This window comes from Streptomyces sp. NPDC005483 (genome assembly GCF_040606035.1).
GTDB lineage: Bacteria > Actinomycetota > Actinomycetes > Streptomycetales > Streptomycetaceae > Streptomyces.
In genome coordinates, this window is record NZ_JBEXEA010000014.1 from 244858 (window position 1) to 266653 (window position 21796).

Annotated in this window: 21 protein-coding genes, 1 pseudogene and 1 riboswitch; of the genes and pseudogenes, 12 read left to right on the plus strand and 10 right to left on the minus strand. The window is 71.9% G+C overall.

The genetic code is table 11. The features are described 5' to 3' along the window. Positions 1-268: 268 nt before the first annotated feature. A complete protein-coding gene (locus ABZT06_RS26990) occupies positions 269-1039 on the minus strand; it encodes a methyltransferase (protein WP_355745971.1) in 771 nt (256 codons plus the stop codon). A 330-nt stretch (positions 1040-1369) separates the two neighbouring features. Next, a complete protein-coding gene (locus ABZT06_RS26995; RefSeq protein WP_355745974.1) occupies positions 1370-1945 on the minus strand; it encodes an SAV_6107 family HEPN domain-containing protein in 576 nt (191 codons plus the stop codon). 180 nt (positions 1946-2125) lie between these two features. Between ABZT06_RS26995 and ABZT06_RS27000 the strand changes: the two genes are divergently transcribed. The 5 genes from ABZT06_RS27000 to ABZT06_RS27020 all read left to right on the plus strand — a co-directional run bounded on the left by ABZT06_RS27000 (position 2126) and on the right by ABZT06_RS27020 (position 8564). After that, positions 2126-2869: an ATP-binding cassette domain-containing protein gene (locus ABZT06_RS27000; RefSeq protein WP_355745977.1), complete on the plus strand. Its 744-nt coding sequence runs from the start codon at positions 2126-2128 to the stop codon at positions 2867-2869. Continuing rightward, positions 2841-4925, plus strand: a complete 2085-nt coding sequence (locus ABZT06_RS27005) for a YhgE/Pip domain-containing protein (protein WP_355745980.1) — start codon at positions 2841-2843, stop codon at positions 4923-4925. The genes ABZT06_RS27000 and ABZT06_RS27005 overlap by 29 nt, the downstream gene beginning before the upstream one ends. A gap of 47 nt (positions 4926-4972) precedes the next feature. Next, positions 4973-5605, plus strand: coding sequence for a TetR/AcrR family transcriptional regulator (locus ABZT06_RS27010; RefSeq protein WP_355745983.1), 633 nt, complete (start codon positions 4973-4975; stop codon positions 5603-5605). Between the two features lie 388 nt (positions 5606-5993). Then, positions 5994-6608, plus strand: a complete 615-nt coding sequence (locus tag ABZT06_RS27015) for a DUF4126 domain-containing protein (RefSeq protein ID WP_355745986.1) — start codon at positions 5994-5996, stop codon at positions 6606-6608. A 450-nt stretch (positions 6609-7058) separates the two neighbouring features. Beyond that, positions 7059-8564, plus strand: coding sequence for an NAD(P)/FAD-dependent oxidoreductase (locus tag ABZT06_RS27020; RefSeq protein WP_355745989.1), 1506 nt, complete (start codon positions 7059-7061; stop codon positions 8562-8564). 15 nt (positions 8565-8579) lie between these two features. Here ABZT06_RS27020 and ABZT06_RS27025 read toward each other — a convergent pair whose 3' ends face one another. The 6 genes from ABZT06_RS27025 to ABZT06_RS27050 all read right to left on the minus strand — a co-directional run bounded on the left by ABZT06_RS27025 (position 8580) and on the right by ABZT06_RS27050 (position 13926). After that, on the minus strand, positions 8580-9554 hold the full coding sequence (locus ABZT06_RS27025) for a hypothetical protein (RefSeq protein WP_355745992.1): 975 nt from the start codon (positions 9552-9554) through the stop codon (positions 8580-8582). A 56-nt stretch (positions 9555-9610) separates the two neighbouring features. Beyond that, a complete protein-coding gene (metF, locus tag ABZT06_RS27030; protein WP_355745995.1) occupies positions 9611-10534 on the minus strand; it encodes a methylenetetrahydrofolate reductase [NAD(P)H] in 924 nt (307 codons plus the stop codon). A 132-nt stretch (positions 10535-10666) separates the two neighbouring features. After that, positions 10667-11317: a thiamine phosphate synthase gene (gene thiE / locus ABZT06_RS27035; protein WP_355745998.1), complete on the minus strand. Its 651-nt coding sequence runs from the start codon at positions 11315-11317 to the stop codon at positions 10667-10669. A gap of 94 nt (positions 11318-11411) precedes the next feature. Further along, positions 11412-11783 carry an Rv2175c family DNA-binding protein gene (locus ABZT06_RS27040; protein WP_007381439.1) on the minus strand — a complete coding sequence of 124 codons (372 nt, stop codon included), beginning with the start codon at positions 11781-11783 and terminating at the stop codon, positions 11412-11414. A 518-nt stretch (positions 11784-12301) separates the two neighbouring features. Further along, the gene (locus tag ABZT06_RS27045) at positions 12302-13522 is read right to left on the minus strand and encodes an FAD-dependent oxidoreductase (protein WP_355746003.1); all 1221 of its coding nucleotides are present in this window, start codon (positions 13520-13522) and stop codon (positions 12302-12304) included. A gap of 32 nt (positions 13523-13554) precedes the next feature. Then, positions 13555-13926 carry a hypothetical protein gene (locus ABZT06_RS27050; RefSeq protein ID WP_355746006.1) on the minus strand — a complete coding sequence of 124 codons (372 nt, stop codon included), beginning with the start codon at positions 13924-13926 and terminating at the stop codon, positions 13555-13557. A 52-nt stretch (positions 13927-13978) separates the two neighbouring features. Next, positions 13979-14090: riboswitch (TPP riboswitch) on the plus strand. Between ABZT06_RS27050 and thiO the strand changes: the two genes are divergently transcribed. From thiO to ABZT06_RS27080, 6 genes and pseudogenes are all read left to right on the plus strand, one after another. Continuing rightward, positions 14088-15245, plus strand: a complete 1158-nt coding sequence (gene thiO / locus ABZT06_RS27055) for a glycine oxidase ThiO (RefSeq protein ID WP_355746009.1) — start codon at positions 14088-14090, stop codon at positions 15243-15245. (Overlaps the previous riboswitch by 3 nt.) Continuing rightward, complete coding sequence (gene thiS / locus ABZT06_RS27060) at positions 15242-15442, plus strand: sulfur carrier protein ThiS (protein WP_123988618.1); 201 nt, start codon at positions 15242-15244, stop codon at positions 15440-15442. Before thiO ends, thiS begins: the two co-directional genes overlap by 4 nt. A 3-nt stretch (positions 15443-15445) precedes the next feature. Beyond that, positions 15446-16243: a thiazole synthase gene (locus ABZT06_RS27065; protein WP_355746014.1), complete on the plus strand. Its 798-nt coding sequence runs from the start codon at positions 15446-15448 to the stop codon at positions 16241-16243. Between the two features lie 203 nt (positions 16244-16446). Next, positions 16447-18378, plus strand: a complete 1932-nt coding sequence (gene pknB / locus ABZT06_RS27070; protein ID WP_355746017.1) for a Stk1 family PASTA domain-containing Ser/Thr kinase — start codon at positions 16447-16449, stop codon at positions 18376-18378. Positions 18379-18632: 254 nt separating this feature from the next. Further along, positions 18633-19495 (plus strand): annotated as a pseudogene (locus tag ABZT06_RS27075) (deoxyribonuclease IV). Positions 19496-19577: 82 nt separating this feature from the next. Further along, positions 19578-20087 (plus strand): DUF4396 domain-containing protein, encoded by a 510-nt coding sequence (locus tag ABZT06_RS27080; RefSeq protein WP_355746020.1) that lies wholly within the window; start codon positions 19578-19580, stop codon positions 20085-20087. A gap of 3 nt (positions 20088-20090) precedes the next feature. On the opposite strand, the gene ABZT06_RS27085 is transcribed toward ABZT06_RS27080, so the two are convergent. Continuing rightward, positions 20091-20723, minus strand: a complete 633-nt coding sequence (locus ABZT06_RS27085; protein WP_355746023.1) for a sulfite oxidase-like oxidoreductase — start codon at positions 20721-20723, stop codon at positions 20091-20093. A gap of 177 nt (positions 20724-20900) precedes the next feature. Here ABZT06_RS27085 and bfr point away from each other — a divergent pair, with 177 nt between their 5' ends. After that, positions 20901-21380 (plus strand): bacterioferritin, encoded by a 480-nt coding sequence (gene bfr / locus ABZT06_RS27090; protein ID WP_355746026.1) that lies wholly within the window; start codon positions 20901-20903, stop codon positions 21378-21380. Here bfr and ABZT06_RS27095 read toward each other — a convergent pair. After that, positions 21377-21628: a (2Fe-2S)-binding protein gene (locus tag ABZT06_RS27095; protein WP_355746029.1), complete on the minus strand. Its 252-nt coding sequence runs from the start codon at positions 21626-21628 to the stop codon at positions 21377-21379. The two genes, bfr and ABZT06_RS27095, sit on opposite strands and share 4 nt — an antisense overlap. Between the last annotated feature and the right edge of the window lie 168 nt (positions 21629-21796).

Below are 21796 nucleotides of genomic sequence, written 5' to 3' on the forward strand. Positions count from 1 at the left end.
CTCCTCATCGTGCAGTCGCCGGGGCGACTCGGGGGTCCCTTCAGGATAGGCAGGGAATCGCCCCCGTGAAACCCGCCCCTCTGCGCCAATTGGCCAACCGGATTCCGCCATGAAGCTCCGGCTGCTGAATCTTGTCATTCCCCAGCGGCCGTCCCGTCATGCCGGGCGGTCTCCCTCGATCATACGGCGCTGAACGCCCGATCGGGGGGCCTGTGGCGTACTCCATGCGCCATCAAGTACCTGATCAGCACTCCGGCACAGGGGTGGCTCATGCCTCGGTGGTCTCCCGCGTCTCACCGAGCACATGGAGCTGGGTGGCCACGGAGTGGAAGGCGGGGAGCTCGGCGGCCGCCTCCTCCAGTTTCAGCAGGGCTTCCAGGGCGCCGGGCTCGGTGTCCACGAGCACGCCGGGGACGAGGTCGGCGAAGACCCGCACGCCGTGCACGGCGCCCACGGTCAGGCCCGCGCCCTCGACGAGCGCGGTGAGCTGGTCGGCGGTGAAGCGGTGCGGCACGGGGTCGCCGTCGCCCCAGCGGCCGTTCGGGTCGTCGAGCGCCTGCCGGGCCTCCTTGAAGTGGCCGGCGAGGGCCCGCCCGAGCACGGCGCCGCCGAGACCGGCGGCGAGCAGGCTGAGGACGCCCTCGGGACGCAGGGCGGCCACCACGTTGCGGACGCCCTCGGCCGGGTCGTCCACGTACTCCAGGACGCCGTGGCACAAGACCACGTCGTAGCCACCGCGCTCGGCCACGTCGAAGAGGCCGTGGGCGTCGCCCTGGACGCCCCGCACGCGGTCGGCGACACCGGCCTCGGCGGCGCGGCGCTCCAGGGCGAACAGCGCATTGGGGCTGGGGTCGACGACGGTGACCTGGTGGCCGAGGCGGGCCACGGGCACCGCGAAGTTGCCGCTGCCGCCTCCGGTGTCGAGGACGTCAAGCGCCTGGCGTCCCGTGGCCTTGACCCGGCGGTCGAGAGCGTCCTGGAGTACCTCCCAGACCACGGCGGTACGGAGGGCGGCGCGGGGTCGCAGCGGGTCCGACACGACAGTTGACTCCTCGGCGCGGCACCGCCTGTTGCACGGCGGAGCGATCGGGGGCCTCCCTGGCCGGGGGCGCGGACGGGGAAGCTTCAGGCGCCTCCCACCCTATTGCCTGGGACGCCACCGCCGGTCATCGCGGTGCTGTGGTCGCGGCTGGTCTCGTGGGGTGAGGCCGCCGGATGGGCAGGGGCGCCGACTCACCTTCACCCTGCCTGGGCCGCCCTCCGCGGACCGTCCCCCTGCTGCCCCCTTCGGACCGGTCTCCCGAGTCGTCGGCTCCGGGCCGGCATCGCACGAACACCCCGGCCGCCGAACCACCCCCCGTCGAACCGCTCAGCCCGCGTCCGGAAAGTCGCGGCCGCGGTCGGTGCCGCCGTCGCCGCCCTCCGGCTGGTCCGCGTCCTGGCGTGGCTGCGGCAGGACCGGCTGGAGCACCAGCATCCGCTCGACAAGGCGCAGGAACATCGCCACGTCGCGTATGAGGTCGTCCGCGTCCCGGCGGCTGGCCGCGCCCTGGATGCCCGCCTCGGCCCGGGCGCGACGCCGGGCTCCGGAGGCGAACAGCGCGCTCCACTCGGTGAGTTCGGGCGCTATCTCGGGGAGCACTTCCCAGGCGCTCCGGATCTTGGCGCGGCGTCGGGGTGTGGGCTCCGGACGCCCCCGCGCGGCGAGCACGGCGGCCGCGGTGCGCAGCGCGGCGAGATGGGCGGTCGCATAGCGCTCGTTCGGCGTCTCCAGCGCCGAGGCCTCGTCGAGGCCGGCGCGGGCCTGGGCGAGCAGGTCGAGGGCGGCGGGCGGGGCCGTCGCCCGGCGCAGCACGGGGTGTACGTCGCTCGCCGGGCCGGTCAGTGAGGGGGCAGGGCCGGTGGCGCGGCGCCGACGGGCGGCGGCTGCGTGGTAGCTGGCCATGACGAACCTCCTGTCGTCTGGTTGACGGCATCTCCCGCTACGGAGTGCCGTATGTGCCCATCGTGAGGTATGCCACTGACAATCCGTTCTGACCTGGGCTTTTGCTTCGATCGAAGGTTCGGGCTAGTTTTTGCACTGACCAGTCAGTTCAAAAAGTTCCGCATTCAAGAAGATCAGGGGGTGGCCGTGGACGGAGTCGCTGTCACGGCCGAGGGTTTCGGTCTGAAGGGGCCTCGCGGCTGGGCGTTCCGCGGGATCGACCTCGTCGCGGAGCCCGGTGCGTTGGTCGCCGTGGAAGGGCCCTCCGGGTCCGGTCGCACGAGTCTGCTGCTCGCGCTCACCGGGCGGATGAAGGCCACCGAGGGGACGGCGACCGTGGGCGGGGCGCGGCTGCCGAAGCAGCTCGCGGCGGTGCGCAGGTTCAGCACGCCGACGAACGTCGCCGGGGTCACCGACCTCGACCCGGCCCTGACCGTCGGCGAGCATCTGCGCGAACGGGCGCTGCTGCAGCGCCGGTTCGGTGACTCGGTGCGCGCCCTGATGCGGCCGCGCGAGGAGCGCACGGCCGAGGCGAAGCTGCGGATCGACACCGCGCTGGCGGCCGCCGGGCTCGACCGGGAGGCGCTGCCCAAGGGCTCGCGGACCGCCGTACGCGATCTGGAACGCCTGGAAGCCCTGCGGCTGTCGATCGCCCTGGCGCTGATCGGCCGTCCGCGGCTGCTCGCCGTCGACGACCTCGACCTGAAGCTGTCGGACGCCGAACGCACCGAGGCCTGGGCGCTGCTCAAGTCACTCACCGTGGCCGGCACGACGGTCGTGGCGGTGTGCAGCGAGGCCCCGGTGGACGCCGTGACGGTGTCCACACGGCCCGAGAACCGGAAGGAGGAGGAGACCGATGCGCTCACCGAGACTGGCCGCGCTTGAGCTGCGCCGCTTCGGCAGGGGGAAGCTGCCGCGCGCCGCCCTGGTGGCCCTGCTGGTGCTGCCGCTGCTGTACGGCGCGTTGTACCTGTGGTCCTTCTGGGACCCGTACGGGCGCCTGGACCGCATCCCCGTCGCCCTCGTGAACGACGACAAGGGCGCCACCGCCGACGGGAAGAAACTGACCGCGGGCGACGACCTCACCGAGGGCCTGCGCGAGAGCGACACCTTCGACTGGCACGAGGTCAGCGCCGCCGAGGCGCACAAGGGCGTCGAGGACGGTACGTATTACCTGTCGCTCACCATGCCGGCCGACCTCAGCCGGCGGATCGCCTCCAGCGCGGGCGACTCCCCCGAGACGGGCGCGCTCCAGGTCCGTACGAACGACTCCAACAACTACATCGTCGGGCAGATCTCGCGGACGGTCTTCGCCGAGGTGCGTCAGGCCGCGTCCACCAAGGCGTCGCGGTCCTTCCTGGACCGGATCTTCATCTCCTTCTCCGACATCCACGGCGCCACGGTGAAGGCCGCGAACGGGGCCGACGACCTGGAAGGCGGCATAGGCAAGGCGGAGAAGGGATCCGAGGACCTCGCCGCGGGCCTTCAGGAGGCCGAGGCGGGCAGCGGCAAGCTCTCCGACGGGCTGGCGAAGCTCGACACCGGCTCGGGGGATCTCGCGGACGGCGCGCGACAGGTCGCCGACGGCACCCGGAGCCTCGCCGACAAGGTCAACGGGGTCGCCGACAAGGTGGGTCCTTTCCTCGAGGGCAACGAGAAGAGCATCGGCGACACCGCCCGGCTCGTCGCCGACTCGGCCGGGGCCGTCCGCCACCACCTCGGCACCCTGGTGAGGACCGCCCCGGCGGCCGCCCAGGGAGCACACAAGGCCGCCGACACCCTGAACGCCGTCTACAAGGCACGCTGTACGGACCCGGTACTGCCGGACCCGGCCTGTGCCGACCTGAAGAAGGCCCGGCAGGCGGCCGACGACGCGGCGAAGGTCGCCGACGACGTGAACGCGCTCGTCGCCGACCAGAACGGCGACCTGAACAAACTCGACGGCCAACTCGCCACCCTCCAGCAGCAGGCCAGGACCCTCGCCGACCGGGCGCCCCGCCTCTCCGAGGACCTCGACGACGCCGTGGCGAAGATCAACAAGCTGAACCAGGGCGCCGCCAAGGTCGCGTCCGGCGCCAGGACGCTCCACTCCGGCCTCGGCACCGCGCGGACCGGCGCACAGGACCTGGACGAGGGCATCGGCAGGCTCAGTACCGGGGCCGACACCCTGAGCGGCGGCATGTACCAGCTCGCCGACGGCTCCGGGAAGCTCTCCGACGGGCTGCACGACGGTGCCTCGCAGATCCCCGACTACGACAAGAAGGACCGCGACCGGCGCACCGACGTGATGGCCGACCCGGTCCAGCTGGTCTCCAAGGACCTGCACAGGGCGCCGAACTACGGCACCGGGTTCGCCCCGTACTTCATCCCGCTGTCCCTGTGGGTGGGCGCGATGGTGGCGTACATGCTGATCACGCCGATGAACCGGCGTGCGCTCGCCGCCGGTGCCGCGGCCTGGCGGATCGCACTGGCGGGGTGGCTGCCCGTGGTGGCGATCGGGGTGCTCCAGGTCGTGGCCCTGATGTCGGTGCTGCACTGGGCGATCGGCCTCCAGATGGCGCGGGCGGCCGGGACCGTGGGCTTCCTGTTCCTGGTGACGGCCTGCTTCGCGGCGATCGTCCAATGGCTGAACGCACGCTTCGGAGCGGCGGGCCGGATTCTCGTCCTCGCCCTCCTGATGCTCCAGCTGACGTCCGCGGGCGGCACCTACCCCGTCCAGACCAGCCCGGGCTTCTTCAACGCGATCCACCCCTTCCTGCCGATGAGCTACGTCGTCGAGGCCCTCAGGAGGCTCATCACGGGCGGCGGTCTCACTCCGGTGTGGCACGCGTGCGTGGTGCTTCTCGCCTTCACCGCCGGCGCCCTCGCGCTGACCGCCCTCTCGGCCCGCCGCCGGCAGGTGTGGACGCTGGACCGGCTGCACCCGGAGCTGACCCTGTGAGCCCTTCCGCGACCTCAGGGGCGCCCTCACCTGTGAGAATCAGGACCATGGACAGCAGCAGCGCCACGGCGGGCGTCAGCACACGCCGCGAGGCAACCCGGCAGAAGCTCTACGAGGCGGCCGTCACGCTCATAGCCGAGCAGGGCTTCTCCGCCACCACGGTCGACGAGATCGCCGAGCGGGCCGGAGTCGCGAAGGGCACGGTCTACTACAACTTCGCGAGCAAGTCCGTCCTCTTCGAGGAGCTGCTGCGGCACGGCGTGGGCCTGCTCACCGCCTCTTTGCGGGAGGCGGCGGAAGCGACGGCACGCGCGGGCGGCGGCAAGGTCGACGCCCTGGACGCGATGATCCGCGCGGGCCTCGTCTTCATCGACCGCTATCCGGCCTTCACCCAGCTGTACGTCGCCGAGCTGTGGCGTACCAACAGGGCCTGGCAGTCCACGCTCATGGTGGTCCGTCAGCAGGCCGTGGCGGTGGTGGAGGGGGTGCTCCGCGAGGGCGTGGAGAACGGCGAGTTCAGCGACGAGATCGACGTGCCGCTGACCGCTTCCGCCCTGGTCGGCATGGTCCTGGTGGCCGCCCTGGACTGGCAGTCCTTCCAGCCCGAGCGCTCCCTGGACGACGTACACGCGGCGCTGTCGCGGCTGTTGCAGGGGCGGGTGAGCGGGGGCCGGGGATGACACGCTGACGCACGAAAGCGCCGGTCCGGTGTGGCCGCGTCCCCCGCGGGCCACCTCGAACCGGCGCCTTCCCCTGCTCCCCCGGTCTCCCCCGTTCCCCCGGCCCCCCGTTGGGCCCCCGTTCGGTCGTTCCCCCGCTTTCCGGGTTCCCCCGTGCCTCGCTCCCGCCGACCTCGGCCGGCGGAAGGAGCGGGTCCGGGGCGGCTCCGTTCCGGCGCCCCGTGTCGCCGGTGCCGGAGCCGTTCCCCTTCGCCGTGGCTCCACTCTCTCGTCCGAGCAGGTCGGAACCCATCCGCGCGCGTACTCATCTCAGCCCCTAGGTACGGATACTCAGTCCTGCGCACTCACCCCCAGGACGGCCTGTGGCCGACTGGTTACGATCGCGTCCGTGTCCGTACTCCCCTTGGTGTTCACCAGCGGCTGGGCCAGCGGCGTCAACGCGTACGCGGTGGTGCTGCTGCTCGGCGTCTTCGGCGCGACGGGGCTGAGCGACGACGTCCCCGAGACCCTGCAGCGTCCCGAAGTCCTCGTCGTGGCGGGCGTGCTGTTCCTGTGCGAGGCGGTGGCCGACAAGATCCCGTACGTCGACTCGGCGTGGGACTCCGTGCACACCGTGGTCCGGCCGGTCGCCGGCGCCTGGGTCGGGGCGTTGCTCGCGGGGCAGAGCGGTTCGCTCAACGACGTGGTCGCGGGCCTGGTGGGCGGTTCGACGGCGCTGGCGAGCCACACGGTCAAGGCGGGCACGCGTATGGCGGTGAACGCCTCCCCCGAGCCCTTCAGCAACATCGTTCTGAGCCTGGCGGAGGATCTCGGGGTCGGCGCCGTCGTCACCTTCGCGATGTTCCACCCGGAGGCGGCGGCGATCATCGCGGGCGTCCTGCTGCTCGCCGGTCTGCTGATGCTCTTCTTCCTGATCTCCCGCATCCGAAGATTCCGGCGCCGCAGGGCCCAACGCCGGGAGGAGAAACGCCTCGCGGCACGGATGGGACGACCACCGGGCTGACGCCCGCGGCGGACGGGGCGGCCCCGGCCGCCGAAGGACCGGCCATCTGCGCGGCACACGGATCCGGCCGGAGCGACGCCGGCGCCCGCCGCCCCGCAGGCCGCCTGCGCGCACCGCCGACGCACACCCCATGGCGAGCGGGCCGCCCACCCGCACGCGCGGGAGCGGCACCGCCGGCCGGGTGCACCACGCGAAGAACGGTCCGGCGCGGACCACGCCCAGGAATCCCCCGGTCCGGCCCGGCGCCTTCAGCATGCGCAGGAGGCGTCCCACCCACTCCGCGTGGCTGCACGAAGTGACCGCCGGACCAGTCGCGCACGACGGCTCACCCCACCGACAGGGCAGGGCAGCCCACGCTCCGACCGCGGAACCGCAGCGCCACCGCCTGGCCGGGCTCCCTGACGGCGGCCCCCGGCCGGAGTGTCAGTGGCGGCCGATAAAGTCGCAGGCATGGCACGGATTGCGGTGATCGGCGCCGGGATGGGCGCGATGGCGGCCGCTGCCCGGCTGGCCGTCGCGGGCCACCGGGTGGCGGTGTACGAGCGTACGGAGACGTACGGCGGAGCGGTGCGCCGGTTCGAGCGGGACGGGTTCGGTTTCGACACCGGGCCGGGGCTGCTCACCCTTCCCGCGGTCTACCGCGATCTGTTCATCAAGACCGGCAAGGAGCCACTGGAGTCGGTCGTCGAGCTGGTCCAGGTCGACCCGTCGTCACGGCACGTCTTCACGGACGGCACCGAGGTGTCCCTGCCGAACGCCTCGCGCGCGGGAGTGGTCGCCGCACTGGACGAGGCGCTCGGAGAGGGCGCGGGCGCCCGCTGGGGCGACTTCCTGATCAGGGCCCGCGAGGCCTGGGACCGCACCCGCAGGCCGCTCCTGGAGGAGCCCCTGTGGCCCAACTGGCAGGTGCTGGCACGCGAGCCCTATCCCGCGGTGCCGCACAAGCGGCTGTTGCGCACCCGGCGCGCTTCCACCCTGTACGAGATCGGCGCCTGGGAGCTGCGGGACCCTCGTCTCAGCGCCCTGTTGGAGGGTTACGCGCTCGCGTACGGCGTCGACCCCGGCAGCGCTCCGGCGAGCGCGGCCGTCCTGCCGTACATGGAACACGCCTTCGGGACCTGGTATGTCCGGGGCGGCGTAAGGGAGTTGGCGCGGGCGGTGTACGAGCGGTGCGTCCAGCGCAAGGTCGAGTTCCACTTCGGCGCCGAGGTGACGGGCGTCCTGGAGAAGGACGGGCGCGCGGCGGGGGTGGAATTCGCCGACGGGACGGTCGCGGAGGCGGACACCGTCGTCGGCACCGGACCCTGGCGGCTGCGCGGGCTCGTACCGGGTCGTGAGCTGTTCGGCGCGAAGGACGTTTCTCCCGACGCCGAGGACCTGCATCCGGGCCGGGTCGTGGTGTGCCTCGCCCTGCGCGGCGCGCGGGAGCCGGACACCGTGCACCGCACGGTGGTGCACGGCGACGATCCAGAGGGCGAGCTGGACCTGTTCCGGCACGGGGAGATGCCCGAGCGGCCCACGGTGCGCATCGACCGGCCGGACGACCCCGCCCTGCGCCCCGACGCGGACCACGAGTCCGTGGTGCTGACGGCGACCGTGTCCTGCGGACTTGGGTACGACTGGACCGCATCGGGGGCCGCCGACGCCTTCGCGGACAAGATGGTCGCCGCCGCCGAGCGCGCACTGCCGGGACTGCGTGAGCGGGTGCTGTGGCGCGAGGTGCGGACGCCCGTGCACACCGAGCGGGAGACAGGGGCCGAGGGCGGTGCCGTTCCCCCGCCGTCGCTGGCGGGCGGCGAAGGCACCCTGCACCCGTCCAACAGCACGGCGATACCTGGCCTGTTCACGGCCGGCGGCTGGTCGCACCCCGGCGGCGGCCTCGCCCACGCCGGAATGTCCGGTGCTCTGGTGGCCGGACTGGTCGTGGAGGGACCGGAGTTCCGCGGCTCTCAGTGACGGAGCCGCCCGGCGTCAGAAGCGGTGCTGCTCGTCGTACCCCTGGCCCTGGTTCTGCTGCCCCTGGCCGCCGTTGTCCTGGTAGTACTGCTGCTCCTGCGGGAGTTCGCCGCCGTAGTACTCGTCGGTGCGCTGCTGCGGCACCCACACTCCGCCGGCCGGTGTCTCGCCGCCGTACGTCCCGCCGTACTGGTCGTAGCCCTGCTGGACGAACTGCTGCTGACCGCCGTAGGAGGTGTCGTACGACCCCGCCCCGTAGGTCTGGGTGCCGATGTACGGGTCGGAGTAGGCGGCATACTGCTGCTGTCCGGCCGGGTCGTAGCCGTACTGCTGCTGGTCGTACCCGGTGTAGCCGTCGTAGCCGTAGGTCTGGTCGGCGGCGGCCGTCGCGTACTGGTCCTGGGTCTGGCCCGCGGACGCGTAGGACTGGTCACCGGCGTAGGAGGAGTCGTTGTACACGCCGTAGGAGCCGGTGTCGTCGGGCAGCGGCAGGGGCTCGTAGACCGCGGTCGTATCGGCGGCCGCGGGGGCGGCGGCACGCGCGGGCGTGAAGACGTCGTCACGGTCGTAGTCGTCGCCGTATCCGGCGGTGTCCGTCCGGGCCCGGTCGTACCCGGCCTCGTCGCCGTAGGCCGCGTCACCCGTCTCCCGGTCGGAGACCTCCAGGGCGGGCTCTTCTTCGCGACCGCGCTCGCGGCGGCTCTTCTTGCCGCCGGTCAGACCGCCCAGCGCGGCCGGCGGGTTGACCGCCCAGCCCTGCTCGAAGCCGCGACGGAACGACAGGGTGACGTAGGTCTGGCCGACCGCGAAGGCGATGGCGCCCAGGCCGATGACGATCACCGACGGGATCAGCACGCCGAGGACCACGGCCAGGAAGCCGGCGAAGGCGAGCAGCCGCCAGCGCAGTCGCGCCTTGTACTGCAGCAGTACCTCGCCGAGCAGCCACAGCGCGACGAATCCGAACGCGATGTAGAGGACCGTCCAGCCCATGTACGCCCCTCTCCCAGTGACCGCTACGCAGTGTGTCGTATATCCGTGCGGCCGGTCTAGGCCTGCGGTGGATGGTGCAGGCCCAGGTTTTCGTAGATTTCCAGCGTCGCCGTGGAGTTGTTGAGCGTGATGAAGTGCAGCCCTGGCACTCCCTCGGACAGCAGCCGTGCGCAGAACTCCGTGGCGAACTCGATTCCGATTGAGCGTACAGCGGCCGGATCGTCCTTTGCTGTGAGGATCCGCTCTTTCAGGACGGAGGGGATGCTCGCGTTGCTGAGCTGCGGGAGCCGCTCCAGCATCCGCACGCTGGTCACGGGCATGATCTCCGGGATGACGGGGGTCGCGCAGCTCGCGGCGTCGACTCGGTCACGCAGGCGCAGATAGGACTCCGGCTGGAAGAACATCTGGGTGATGGCGTAGTCGGCGCCGGCGCGGCACTTGTCGACGAAGTGCGTGACGTCGGCGTCCCAGTCGGCGGAGCGCGGGTGCATCTCCGGGAAGGCGGCGACGCCGACGCAGAAGTCGCCCGACTCCTTGATGAGCCGGACGAGTTCGGCGGCGTAGGTCAGGCCCTGCGGGTGGGCCTGCCAGTCGGCCATGGGGTCGCCGGGCGGGTCGCCGCGCACGGCCAGGATGTTGCGGATCCCGGCGTCGGCGTACTGACCGATGATGTTGCGCAGTTCCGCGATGGAGTGGTTGACCGCGGTGAGGTGGGCGACCGGGGTCAGGGTGGTGTCCGCGACGATCTGCTGGGTCTCCTTGACGGTGCCCGCGCGGGTGGAGCCGCCGGCGCCGTAGGTGACGGACACGAAGTCCGGGGCGACCGCCTCGACCCTCCTGAGCGCGCTCCACAGGTTCCGCTCACCCTTGGGGGTCTTCGGCGCCGAGAACTCGAAGGAGTACGTCGTCTTGCCCGCGGCGAGCATGTCACGCACGGTGCGCGCGCGGTCAGTCCTGGTGGATGCGGTTCCTAGGGCCATACCGGCAGGTTAGCCAGGGGGCGGCGGCCACCCAACCAGATCAGGGAAATTTGCCCGGTTTGTCGACTTGTTGTCCACCCCTCGGACACCGGGCCGATCATGCGACCGGCCAGCACGGTCCGTCACGGCCTGTCACGGCCTGTCACGCAACCGCTTCGCGAACTCCGCGGCGGCCGCGCCCGGATCGTCCGCCTCGGTGATCGCCCGGACGACCACGACCCGGCGGGCGCCCGCTTCCAGGACCTCGTCGAGGTTGCCGAGGTCGATGCCGCCGATGGCGAACCAGGGGCGCTCGGTGCCGAGGGCGGCGGTGTACCGGACCAGGTCGAGGCCGGGGGCGTGGCGGCCGGGCTTGGTGGGGGTCGGCCAGCAGGGGCCGGTGCAGAAGTAGTCCACGCCGTCCTGCGCGGCGGCCGCGGCGGCCTCCGCCTCGGCGTGGGTGGAGCGGCCTATGAGGATGTTGTCGCCGAGGATCGCGCGGGCGGCGGGGACGGGCAGGTCACCCTGGCCCAGGTGCAGTACGTCGGCACCGGCCGCGTGGGCGACATCGGCCCGGTCGTTGACCGCGAGCAACCTGCCGTGCCGCGCGCAGGCGTCGGCGAGGACCTGGAGGTGCTCCAGTTCCTCGGCCGCCTCCATGCCCTTGTCCCGCAGCTGCACGATGTCGACGCCGCCGGCCAGGACCGCGTCCAGGAACGCGGCGAGGTCGCCCTGGCGCCTGCGGGCGTCCGTGCACAGGTAGAGGCGGGCGTCGGCCAACTGGGTGCGGGCGGTGTCGGGCATGCGTGTGTCTCCCCCGGGTTCGGTGGCGTACGGGCCGCGCTGGACCGGGGCCGTGGCCTCGGCGGTCACGGCCCGTACGCCGGTGCTGTTCGGTTCAGACGGCAAGCGCCTGGGCCCGGCGCTTCACCTCCGTGCCGCGATTCTCGCTCAGGGCCTGAGCGGGGGTGCCGGGCAGGCTCTCGTCGGGGGTGAAGAGCCACTCCAGCATCTCTTCGTCGGAGAAGCCGTCGTCCCTCAGGAGCGTCAAGGTCCCGGCCAGGCCCTTGACGACCTTCTGCTCGGCCCCGTCGATGAAGGCGGCGGGGACGTGCAGCGCGCGGTTCTCACCACGGCGTACGGCGATGAGCTGGCCGTCCTTGACCAGCTGCCGCACACGCGTCACCTCGACATCGAGCATCTCGGCGATGTCGGGGAGGGTGAGCCAGGCGGGGACGAGAGCATCGATCTTTGCGTCAATCTCGGTCACGGGATTAAGCGTGCCATCCCGCACTGACAGTCGGAAGCCGGGGCGCCTCCGACGGGTGGCGAAGGGGTGGGCGGACGGGCGCCGACGCCCTCCCCTCGCGACGAGAACAGGCGGCGGAACCGGCCGCCCGAAGCCTGCCGAGCCGCCTCCCGCAGGCGACAGGGGGCATGGCGACGAGTGCCGACGGCCCGCACCCACGCCCTCTCCCCTCGCGACGGGAAGAAACGGCGCTACCGGCCGCCCGCACCCCGCCGAACCACCCCTGACCAGCGACAGCGCGATGTGCCACCGGACGCCGACACACCTGCGCGCGCCCTCCCGCCGCAGCGGGAGACAGCGCAGGACCGGCCGTCGGCCTCCCGCAAAGGTCTCCGCTCTGGTCGGCGCCGGCCCATGGTCGTCGGGTTCCACCGGGCACCACCGCCGGGCGGATCGGCGTCGTGGCGGAAACGGGCCGTCGGGCGGGTCGTGGAAGCCCACCCGCGTCCTGGCCGTCGCCCGGGATCAGCCCGGGGCGTTTACGCCGTCGCCGCCTTCAGCGGTCTCGCCGGGTCCACCAGCAGCTCCGGATCCAGCACCGTGCCCGCGTCGATGAGCCGGCGGCCCTGGGCCAGGTCCCGGGGGCGGCCCACCGCCAGGAGGGCCACCAGGCGGTTCTCGCGCAGCCAGCACACCGTCCAGGCGGGACCGGACGGCTCGCCGCGCCACAGGGTCGTGTCGGCGGACGCGTGGTGCCCGGCGTACTGGACGAAGCGGCCGAACTGCTCGGACCAGAAGTACGGGACCGGGTCGTAGACCGTCGGGGTCTCACCCAGGATGTCGGCGGCCACCGTGCGGGGGCCCTGGAGGGCGTTGTCCCAGTGGTGGACCAGCAGGCGCTCGCCATACCTCCCCGAGGGGAAGGAGGCGCAGTCGCCGACCGCGTAGACGTCCGGCACGGAGGTGCGCAGGCGCTCGTCGGCGACGACCTCGCGGTGGGCGCCGAGCTCGATGCCGGAACCGGCGAGCCAGGCCGTGGCGGGCCGGGCCCCGATACCGACCACGACGGCGCCCGCGGGCACCCGGGAGCCGTCGTCCAGGACGACCGCGCCGGGCTCGACGCGCTCCACGCGCGCGTGTGTGCGCAGCACGGCACCCGCGTCGGCGTACCAGGAGGACATCGGCGCGGCCACCTCGGCGGGCAGCGCGCCCGCGAGCGGCCGGTCGGCGGCTTCCACGACCGTCACCGCGCAGCCCGCCTCGCGCGCGGCGGTGGCGAACTCGGCGCCGATCCAGCCCGCGCCGACGACCACGATGTCGTGCTGCCGGGCGAGCACCGGGCGCAGCCGCTCGGCGTCGTCCAGGGTGCGCAGCAGATGCACCCCGGGCACGCCCTCCGTGCCGGGCAGCCGGATCGGTTCCGCGCCGGTGGCGAGGACGAGGACGTCGTACGGGACGGGCCCTGCCTCGGTGTCCAGTTCGTGCGCTTCGGGGCGCACCCCCGACACCTCGCGGCCCAGCAGCAGTTCGATGCCGAGGGCCTCGAAGTCCACGTCGAACGCGGAGCCCTCGGCCTTGCCCAGCAGTACGGCTTTGGAGAGCGGCGGACGGTCGTACGGCTGATGGGGTTCCGCGCCGATGATCGTGACGGTCCCGGCGAAGCCCTGTTCGCGCAGGGCGACCGCCGTCTGTACCCCGGCCATGCCCGCGCCGACCACGACCACCCGCCGCTGCGCCCGCGCCTGCGTCTGCTCGCTCATTTGATCACCATAGTCAACTGACAATCAGTCAGTCAGGAGTCGTGCGCCGTGACCTGCTGCACAACCTCGTCGACCTGTTCCACGACACTCGTCCCGCTGCCCGCCTGCGACTCCCACTCCCACGTCTCCTCCAGCCGCACCCGGCCGTCGGCAAGCTCGGCCACGGTCGAGACGCAGTGCCCGGAGGATGTCGTTCCGTCATGCTTGAGCTGGACGTAGCGGAAGTCGAGACGGTCCCCCGCGCGCGTGCCGACCAGATGTCCGCGTACGACGTCACCGCCCGCGTACTCGGCCCAGATCTCCCCGTCCTTCTCGTGGTAGGTGAACCGGGTCCGCGTACCCACCTGACCTGGGGCCTGATCGGCCACCGGGGCGAGGACGAGGCCGTCGAGCGAGCGGGGCATGGTGGAAGGCTCCCTTACAGAGGCGCGCGGGCACGGGCTAGGGTGGCCAACGTAGAGCACTCGCGGGAGCCCGGACGCACCGGGCTGAGAGGGAGGCTGGCGGCCTCCGACCGTACGAACCTGATCCGGGTCATGCCGGCGAAGGGAGGGGCTGGACGCCCATGTCCTCACGTACGTCAGACGTCCTCGTCGTCGGGGGCGGCATCATCGGCCTGGTCACGGCCTGGCGGGCCGCACAACGCGGTCTCACCACCGCCGTGGTGGATCCGGAACCGGGCGGCGGGGCCGCCCAGGTGGCCGCCGGGATGCTGGCCGCGGTCACCGAACTGCACTACGGCGAGCAGACCCTGCTGAGCCTGAACCTCGCCTCCGCCCAGCGCTATCCCGACTTCGCGGCCGAGCTCACCGACCTCACCGGTCTCGACCTGGGCTACCGCCGGTGCGGCACGCTCGCCGTGGCGCTGGACGCCGACGACCGCGCTCATCTCCGCGAACTGCACGCGCTGCAACGGCAGTCGGGGCTGGAGTCGGAGTGGCTGTCCGGCCGGGAGTGCCGGCGGCTGGAGCCGATGCTCGCGCCGGGGGTGCGGGGCGGGCTGCGGGTGGACGGCGACCACCAGATCGATCCGCGCCGGCTCACGCGCGCGTTGCTGGCCGCGTGCGAGCGGGCCGGCGTGGTGTTCCACCGCGCGTGGGCCCAAGGCCTTCGTGTCGTACGGGACCGGGCCGCCGGGATCGCCACCACGGACGGCGAGGAACTGGGGGCGGCCCAGGTGGTACTCGCCGCCGGAAGCCTCAGCGGGCGCCTGGAAGGCGTCCCGCGGGCCCTCCTGCCTCCCGTACGGCCCGTGAAGGGGCAGGTACTGCGCCTGACCGTGCCGCCGCGCCTCGCGCCCTTCCTGAGCCGTACCGTGCGCGCCGTCGTGCGCGGCAGCCAGGTCTACCTGGTGCCGCGCGAGAGCGGCGAGCTGGTGATCGGCGCGACCAGCGAGGAGCTGGGCTGGGACACGACAGTGACCGCGGGCGGGGTGTACGAGCTGCTGCGGGACGCGCACGAACTGGTCCCCGGCATCACCGAGCTGCCGCTGACGGAGACCCGCGCGGGGCTGCGCCCGGGCTCCCCGGACAACGCCCCGCTGCTCGGCCCGACGGACCTGCCCGGCCTCCTGCTGGCCACCGGGCACTACCGCAACGGCGTGCTGCTGACCCCGGTCACCGGGGACGCGCTGGCGCACGCGCTGACGACCGGTGAACTGCCGGACGTGGCCCGTCCGTTCACCCCCGGTCGGTTTCTGGAGTCCGTGGAGCAGCCGGCATGAACATCTCCGTCAACGGGGAGCCGCGCCGGTTCGCTCCCGGCACGGCTCTCGACACCGTCGTACGGGCGCTGACGCCGGCACCCTCCGGGGTGGCCGCCGCGCTCAACGAGACCGTCGTCCCGCGCGCGCAGTGGCCCTCGACGTCCCTCTCCGAGGGCGACCGCGTGGAAGTCCTCACCGCCGTCCAAGGAGGCTGACCCATGGCCGACGATCCCTTTGTCATCGGCGGTACGTCCTTCTCGTCCCGGCTGATCATGGGCACGGGCGGGGCGCCCAGCCTGGAGGTGCTGGAGCGGGCGCTGGTCGCCTCCGGCACGGAGCTGACGACGGTCGCCATGCGCCGCGTGAACCCCTCGGTGCACGGCTCGGTGCTGTCCGTGCTGGAGAAGCTCGGCATCCTGGTCCTTCCGAACACGGCAGGCTGTTTCACCGCCGGGGAGGCCGTCCTGACGGCCCGCCTCGCGCGCGAGGCGCTCGGCACCGACCTGGTCAAGCTGGAGGTCATCGCCGACGAGCGCACCCTGCTGCCGGACCCCATAGAGCTGCTGGACGCGGCCGAGACCCTGGTGGACGATGGCTTCACGGTGCTGCCGTACACCAACGACGACCCCGTGCTGGCCCGCAAGCTGGAGGACGTCGGCTGCGCGGCGATCATGCCGCTCGGCTCGCCGATCGGCTCGGGCCTCGGCATCCGCAACCCGCACAACTTCCAGCTGATCGTCGAGCACGCGCGCGTACCGGTGATCCTGGATGCGGGGGCGGGCACGGCGTCGGACGCGGCCCTTGCGATGGAGCTGGGCTGCGCGGGTGTGATGCTCGCCTCGGCGGTGACGCGGGCGCAGGAGCCGGAGCTGATGGCGCACGCGATGCGGCACGCGGTGGAGGCGGGGCGGCTGGCCCACCGGGCGGGGCGCATCCCCCGGCGGCATTTCGCCGAGGCGTCGTCTCCTGCGGAGGGCTTGGCGGCGTTGGATCCGGAGCGGCCGGCCTTTCGGTGAGCCGCGCCCGGAAAGGTGCCTCGCCGGGGCGTCCGTGCGGCGATGTGGCGGCCGGTCGCGCAGTTGTCCGCCCCGTAGGACGCATCCGGTGCACCCGCCTCACAGGGCCCCACGTGCGATCCTCGTCACAGCTCGGCTGCAGTCACGCCCCGATACCGGCCGAACCGGATGGACTGTCAGCGGCGGCTCGTAGACTCGCCTGCGTGGATACGACGCTTCAGGACCCGCTGGTCGGGCAGGTGCTCGACGGCCGCTATCGCGTGGACGCGCGGATCGCGGTCGGCGGGATGGCCACGGTCTACCGGGCCCTGGACACCCGTCTGGACCGCGTGCTCGCGCTCAAGGTGATGCACCCCGCGCTCGCGGCGGACGGGACCTTCGTCGAGCGGTTCATCCGGGAGGCCAAGTCCGTCGCCCGGCTCGCCCACCCCAATGTCGTGCAGGTCTTCGACCAGGGCACCGACGGGTCGTACGTCTATCTCGCCATGGAGTACGTCGCCGGCTGCACCCTGCGTGACGTGCTGCGCGAGCGCGGGGCCCTGCAGCCGCGCGCCGCCCTGGACATCCTGGAGCCCGTGCTGGCCGCGCTCGGCGCCGCGCACCGCGCCGGTTTCGTGCACCGGGACATGAAGCCGGAGAACGTCCTGATAGGGGACGACGGCCGGGTCAAGGTCGCCGACTTCGGTCTCGTGCGGTCCGTGAACAACGTGACCAGCACCACCGGAGCCGTCCTCGGCACCGTGTCCTATCTCTCGCCCGAGCAGATCGAGCAGCCGGGCGCCGCCGACGCCCGCGTCGACGTGTACGCGTGTGGCGTCGTGCTGTACGAGATGCTGACCGGCAGCCAGCCGCACGAGGGCGACTCCCCCGCCATAGTCCTCTACAAGCACCTCCACGAGGACGTCCCGCCCCCCTCGGCGGTGGTCCCGGGGCTGCCGTACGAACTGGACGAACTGGTCGCCTCGGCCACCGCCCGCACCCCGGACCTGCGCCCGTACGACGCCGTGGCACTGCTCGCGCAGACCCGCGAGGCCCGCGACAGGCTGAGCGCCGACCAACTGGACGCGGTGCCGCCGCAGGCGCTCGCCACGGAGTACGCGGGCGCGGAGAACCGTACGAGCGTGATCCCCCGCTCGCTGACCGTGCCCCGTCTGCTGCCGGTCAACGAGGACGAGTCGGGGTACCACCACACCAGCGTCCTGGAGAGCCCCCCGCCCCCGCCGTCCCGCCGTGGCCGCTCCTCCGGCGGCACCCGGCGCGGCCCGCTCCTGATCGTCGCCGCGGTCCTGCTGGCCCTCGGGCTCGGGGCGGGCGTCTGGTACATCAACTCCGGCCAGTTCACGCGAGTCCCGTCCCTGCTGTCGAAGACCGAGGCGCAGGCCCGGGACCGGCTGGACGGGGCCGGGCTGGAGACCGGGAAGGTCACCTACGCCTACAGCGACACCGTCAAGCGCGGCACCGTCATCAGCACGGACCCGGGAGTGGGCGCCCGGATCCGCAGCCACGACTCCGTGTCGATCACCGTCTCCAGGGGCCCGCAGACGGTGAAGGTGCCCGACCTGGACGGGTGGGCGCTGAGCAAGGCGAGAGCCCGGCTGAAGACGGAGGGACTGGAGCCGGGCATGGTCACCCGGGAGTTCAGCGACGACGTCCCGAAGGGCATGGTGATCGGCACCGACCCCGAGAGCGGCACCACCCTGCGCGCCGGCTCGGCGATCGCGTTCACCGTCAGCAAGGGCGCCCCGGTCGACGTCCCGGACGTCACCGGCGAGGACCTGGCCGACGCCAAGGCCGATCTGGCGGAGGCCGGCCTGAAGGTCGAGGTCGCCACCACCCGGGTCAACTCCGAGTACGACGCGGGCCAGGTGGCCAAGCAGACTCCGGCCGCCGACAGCCAGGCGGCCGAGGGCGACACCGTCACGCTGACGATCTCCAAGGGCCCCGAGATGATCGAGGTCCCGGACGTCACGGGCGACAGCGTGGACGACGCCAAGTCCGAACTGGAGGACGCGGGCTTCCAGGTCGACGAGGACCGGGGTCTGCTCGGCCTGTTCGGCGACACGGTGAAGAAGCAGTCGGTGGAGGGCGGGGACACGGCTCCCAAGGGTTCGACGATCACGATCACGATCCGCTGAGAGACGCGCGACGGGGCCGGCGGGTGAGGTTGTCAGGCGACCGCGGGTCCGTTGTGGCTGGTCGCGCAGTTCCCCGCGCCCCTGGGGAGTTGCGGCCCCCGGCCCCACAACGCACCGCACGCGCTGCACAGGCCCCACCGGAGCCGCAGCTGCGCCGCAGGCATTCAGGGGCGCGGGGAACAGCGCAACCGCCCGCCCCCACCTACCCGCACCCGGCGACGCCCCAGTGCCGCAGGCAATGGCACCCTTGACCGGTGACAACTCAGCGCAACCCCGTCGGCGGCCACGTCCCCGTCGCCGGCGGCCTCCACTCCGTGGGGCTCTCCTACGCCCGTGAACTGAACGCCGAGACCGTGCAGGTCTTCGTCGCCAACCCACGCGGCTGGGCCACCCCCGTCGGCAACCCACGGCAGGACGAGGCGTTCCGCGAGGCCTGCGCCGAGGACGCGATCCCGGCGTACGTCCACGCCCCCTACCTGATCAACTTCGGCTCGCACACCGAGGCGACCGTGGAGAGGTCGGTCGACTCGCTGCGGCACTCCCTGCGGCGCGGGCGGGAGATCGGCGCGCTGGGCGTGGTCGTGCACACCGGCAGCGCGACCGGCGGCCGCGACCGTTCCGTGGCCCTGAAGCAGGTCCGCGAGCACCTGCTGCCGCTGCTCGACGAGCTCACCCACGACGACGACCCGTATCTGCTCCTGGAGTCGACGGCGGGGCAGGGCTACTCGCTCTGCTCCCGCACGTGGGACTTCGGCCCGTACTTCGAGGCCCTGGACGCCCATCCGAAACTGGGCGTCTGCCTGGACACCTGTCACATCTTCGCGGCCGGTCACGACCTGACCGGCCCGAGCGCATGCACCAGACGCTGGACCTGCTGGTGGACACGGTCGGCGAGGGCCGCCTGAAGCTAATCCACGCCAACGACTCGAAGGATGTCGTCGGCGCCCACAAGGACCGCCACGAGAACATCGGCTCCGGCCATATCGGCGAGGACCCGTTCCGCGCGCTGATGACCCACCCGGCCACGGCGGGCGTCCCCCTGATCATCGAGACTCCCGGCGGCAAGGAGGGCCACGCGGCGGACGTGGAACGGCTGAAGAAACTCCGCGCCCTTTGATGAGACCCCGTTGAGGAATACCCCTGGGGGGTATACGGTTCCTGTCAGTCGCAGGAACCGTCATCCGACCGTGGGGGCTTTCATGGAACACGAGGCGCACACACACCAGCACGGGACGCACGAGCATCAGCACGAGGCACCGGCCACCGCCACCGCCACCTGGGCCGTCGCCGCCCAGGCCACCCTGCACTGCCTCACCGGCTGCGCCATCGGCGAGGTGCTCGGCATGGTCATCGGTACCGCGCTGGGCTGGGGCAATCTGCCGACCACCGTGCTGGCGATCGTCCTGGCCTTCTTCTTCGGCTACTCCCTCACCCTGCGCGGGGTCCTGAAGGCCGGCATGGGCTTCCGGGCCGCGCTGCGGGTGGCGCTGGCCGCCGACACCCTGTCCATCGCCGTGATGGAGCTGATCGACAACGGCGTGATCGTCCTGTGGCCGGACGCCATGGACGCGAAACTCGCCGATCTGCTGTTCTGGGCGTCGCTGGCGATCTCGCTGGCCATCGCGTTCGTCGTCACGGTGCCGGTCAACAAGTGGATGATCGGCCGCGGCAAGGGGCACGCCGTGGTCCACCAGCACCACGGCCACTGAGCGTCACAGCTCGGGGCCGTCCTCCGGCCCCTCCTGGTACGAGTACCGCTGCTCCTTCCAGGGATCGCCGACGTTGTGGTACCCGCGCTCCTCCCAGAACCCGCGCCGGTCGGCGGTCATGTACTCCACGCCACGGACCCATTTGGGCCCCTTCCAGGCGTACAGATGGGGTACGACCAGCCGGAGCGGAAACCCGTGCTCCGCGGTCAGCAGCTCGCCGTCCTTGTGGGTGGCGAAGATCGAGCGTTCGGACGCGAAGTCCGCGAGCCGGAGGTTGGAGCTGAAGCCGTACTCGGCCCAGACCATCACATGGGTGACCGCCGGCGCGGGTGGGGCGATGTCGAGGATGGTGCGGGCGGGAATGCCGCCCCACTCCGCGCCGAGCATGCTGAACTTCGTCACACAGTGCAGGTCGCCCACGACGGTGGCGTACGGCAGAGCCGTGAACTCCTCGTGGTTCCAGCAGTGCTTCTCGTCGTCCGCGGTGGCACCGAAGACCCGGAACTCCCAGCGCTCGGGCCGGAACTTGGGCACCGGGCCGTAGTGCGTGACGGGCCAGCCGCGCTGCAGTCGCTGCCCCGGCGGAAGCTCGGAGTGCGCCGCTTCTCCACTCTCCCGCTCCACCGGCTGACCCATGCCTTCCATCCTGACAGACCCGAGGGGATGCACCTGACCAGCCCCCGTCCCGCACATCCCAAAACGGACTAAGCATGCCCTAACTTACTAAGTGAAGACTTACTGGACGATCTTCTTCGCCGGTGCGAGGATGCGGCGCAGCCTGCCAGTTCCCCACGGTTGGAAGGAGCCTCTGCGATGCAGGGCGACCCCGAGGTCATCGAATTCCTCAACGAGCAGCTCACCGGCGAGCTCACCGCGATCAACCAGTACTTCCTGCACGCGAAGATGCAGGAGAACTTCGGCTGGACGAAGCTCGCGAAGTACACGCGGCACGAGTCGTTCGACGAGATGAAGCACGCCGAGGTGCTCACCGACCGCATCCTCTTCCTGGAGGGGCTGCCGAACTACCAGCGGCTGTTCCACGTGCGGGTGGGCCAGACCGTCAAGGAGATGTTCGAGGCGGACCGGCAGGTCGAGGTCGAGGCCATCGACCGCCTCAGGCGCGGTATCGAAGTCATGCGCGCCAAGGGCGACATCACCTCGGCGAACATCTTCGAGTCGATCCTCGCGGACGAGGAGCACCACATCGACTATCTCGACACCCAGCTGGAGCTTCTGGAGAGGCTCGGCGAGGCGCTCTACATCGCGCAGCTGATCGAGCAGCCGGAGAGCTAGGCGGCTTCCTCGAGCTCCGTGGCACCGGGGAACTCCGCGAGGACCGACCGGTCCTGGTCGGCCGGGTCCCGGCGCGAGCAGGCACCGCGGCCGAGGATCGCCTGGATACGACGTACACACGAGCCGCAGTCGGTGCCCGCCTTGCAGGCGGAGGCGATCTGGCGGGGTGTGCAGGCTCCGTTGTCCGCGTGCTGCTGGACCTGTGCCTCGGTCACGCCGAAGCAGCTGCATACGAACACACGGATCACCTCCCGCCGAGATCAATAAGGCTAACCTAACCTTACCTGGCGCTCAGAGACCATAAAAGTGGAGTGGGGGGGGGGGGGGGTGTGGGGGGGGGGCCCCCCGCAGGGAGCCCCCCGGGAGATGGGGGGGGGGGGAGGCCCCCCCCCGACCCCCCCGGGGGGGAGAGGGAT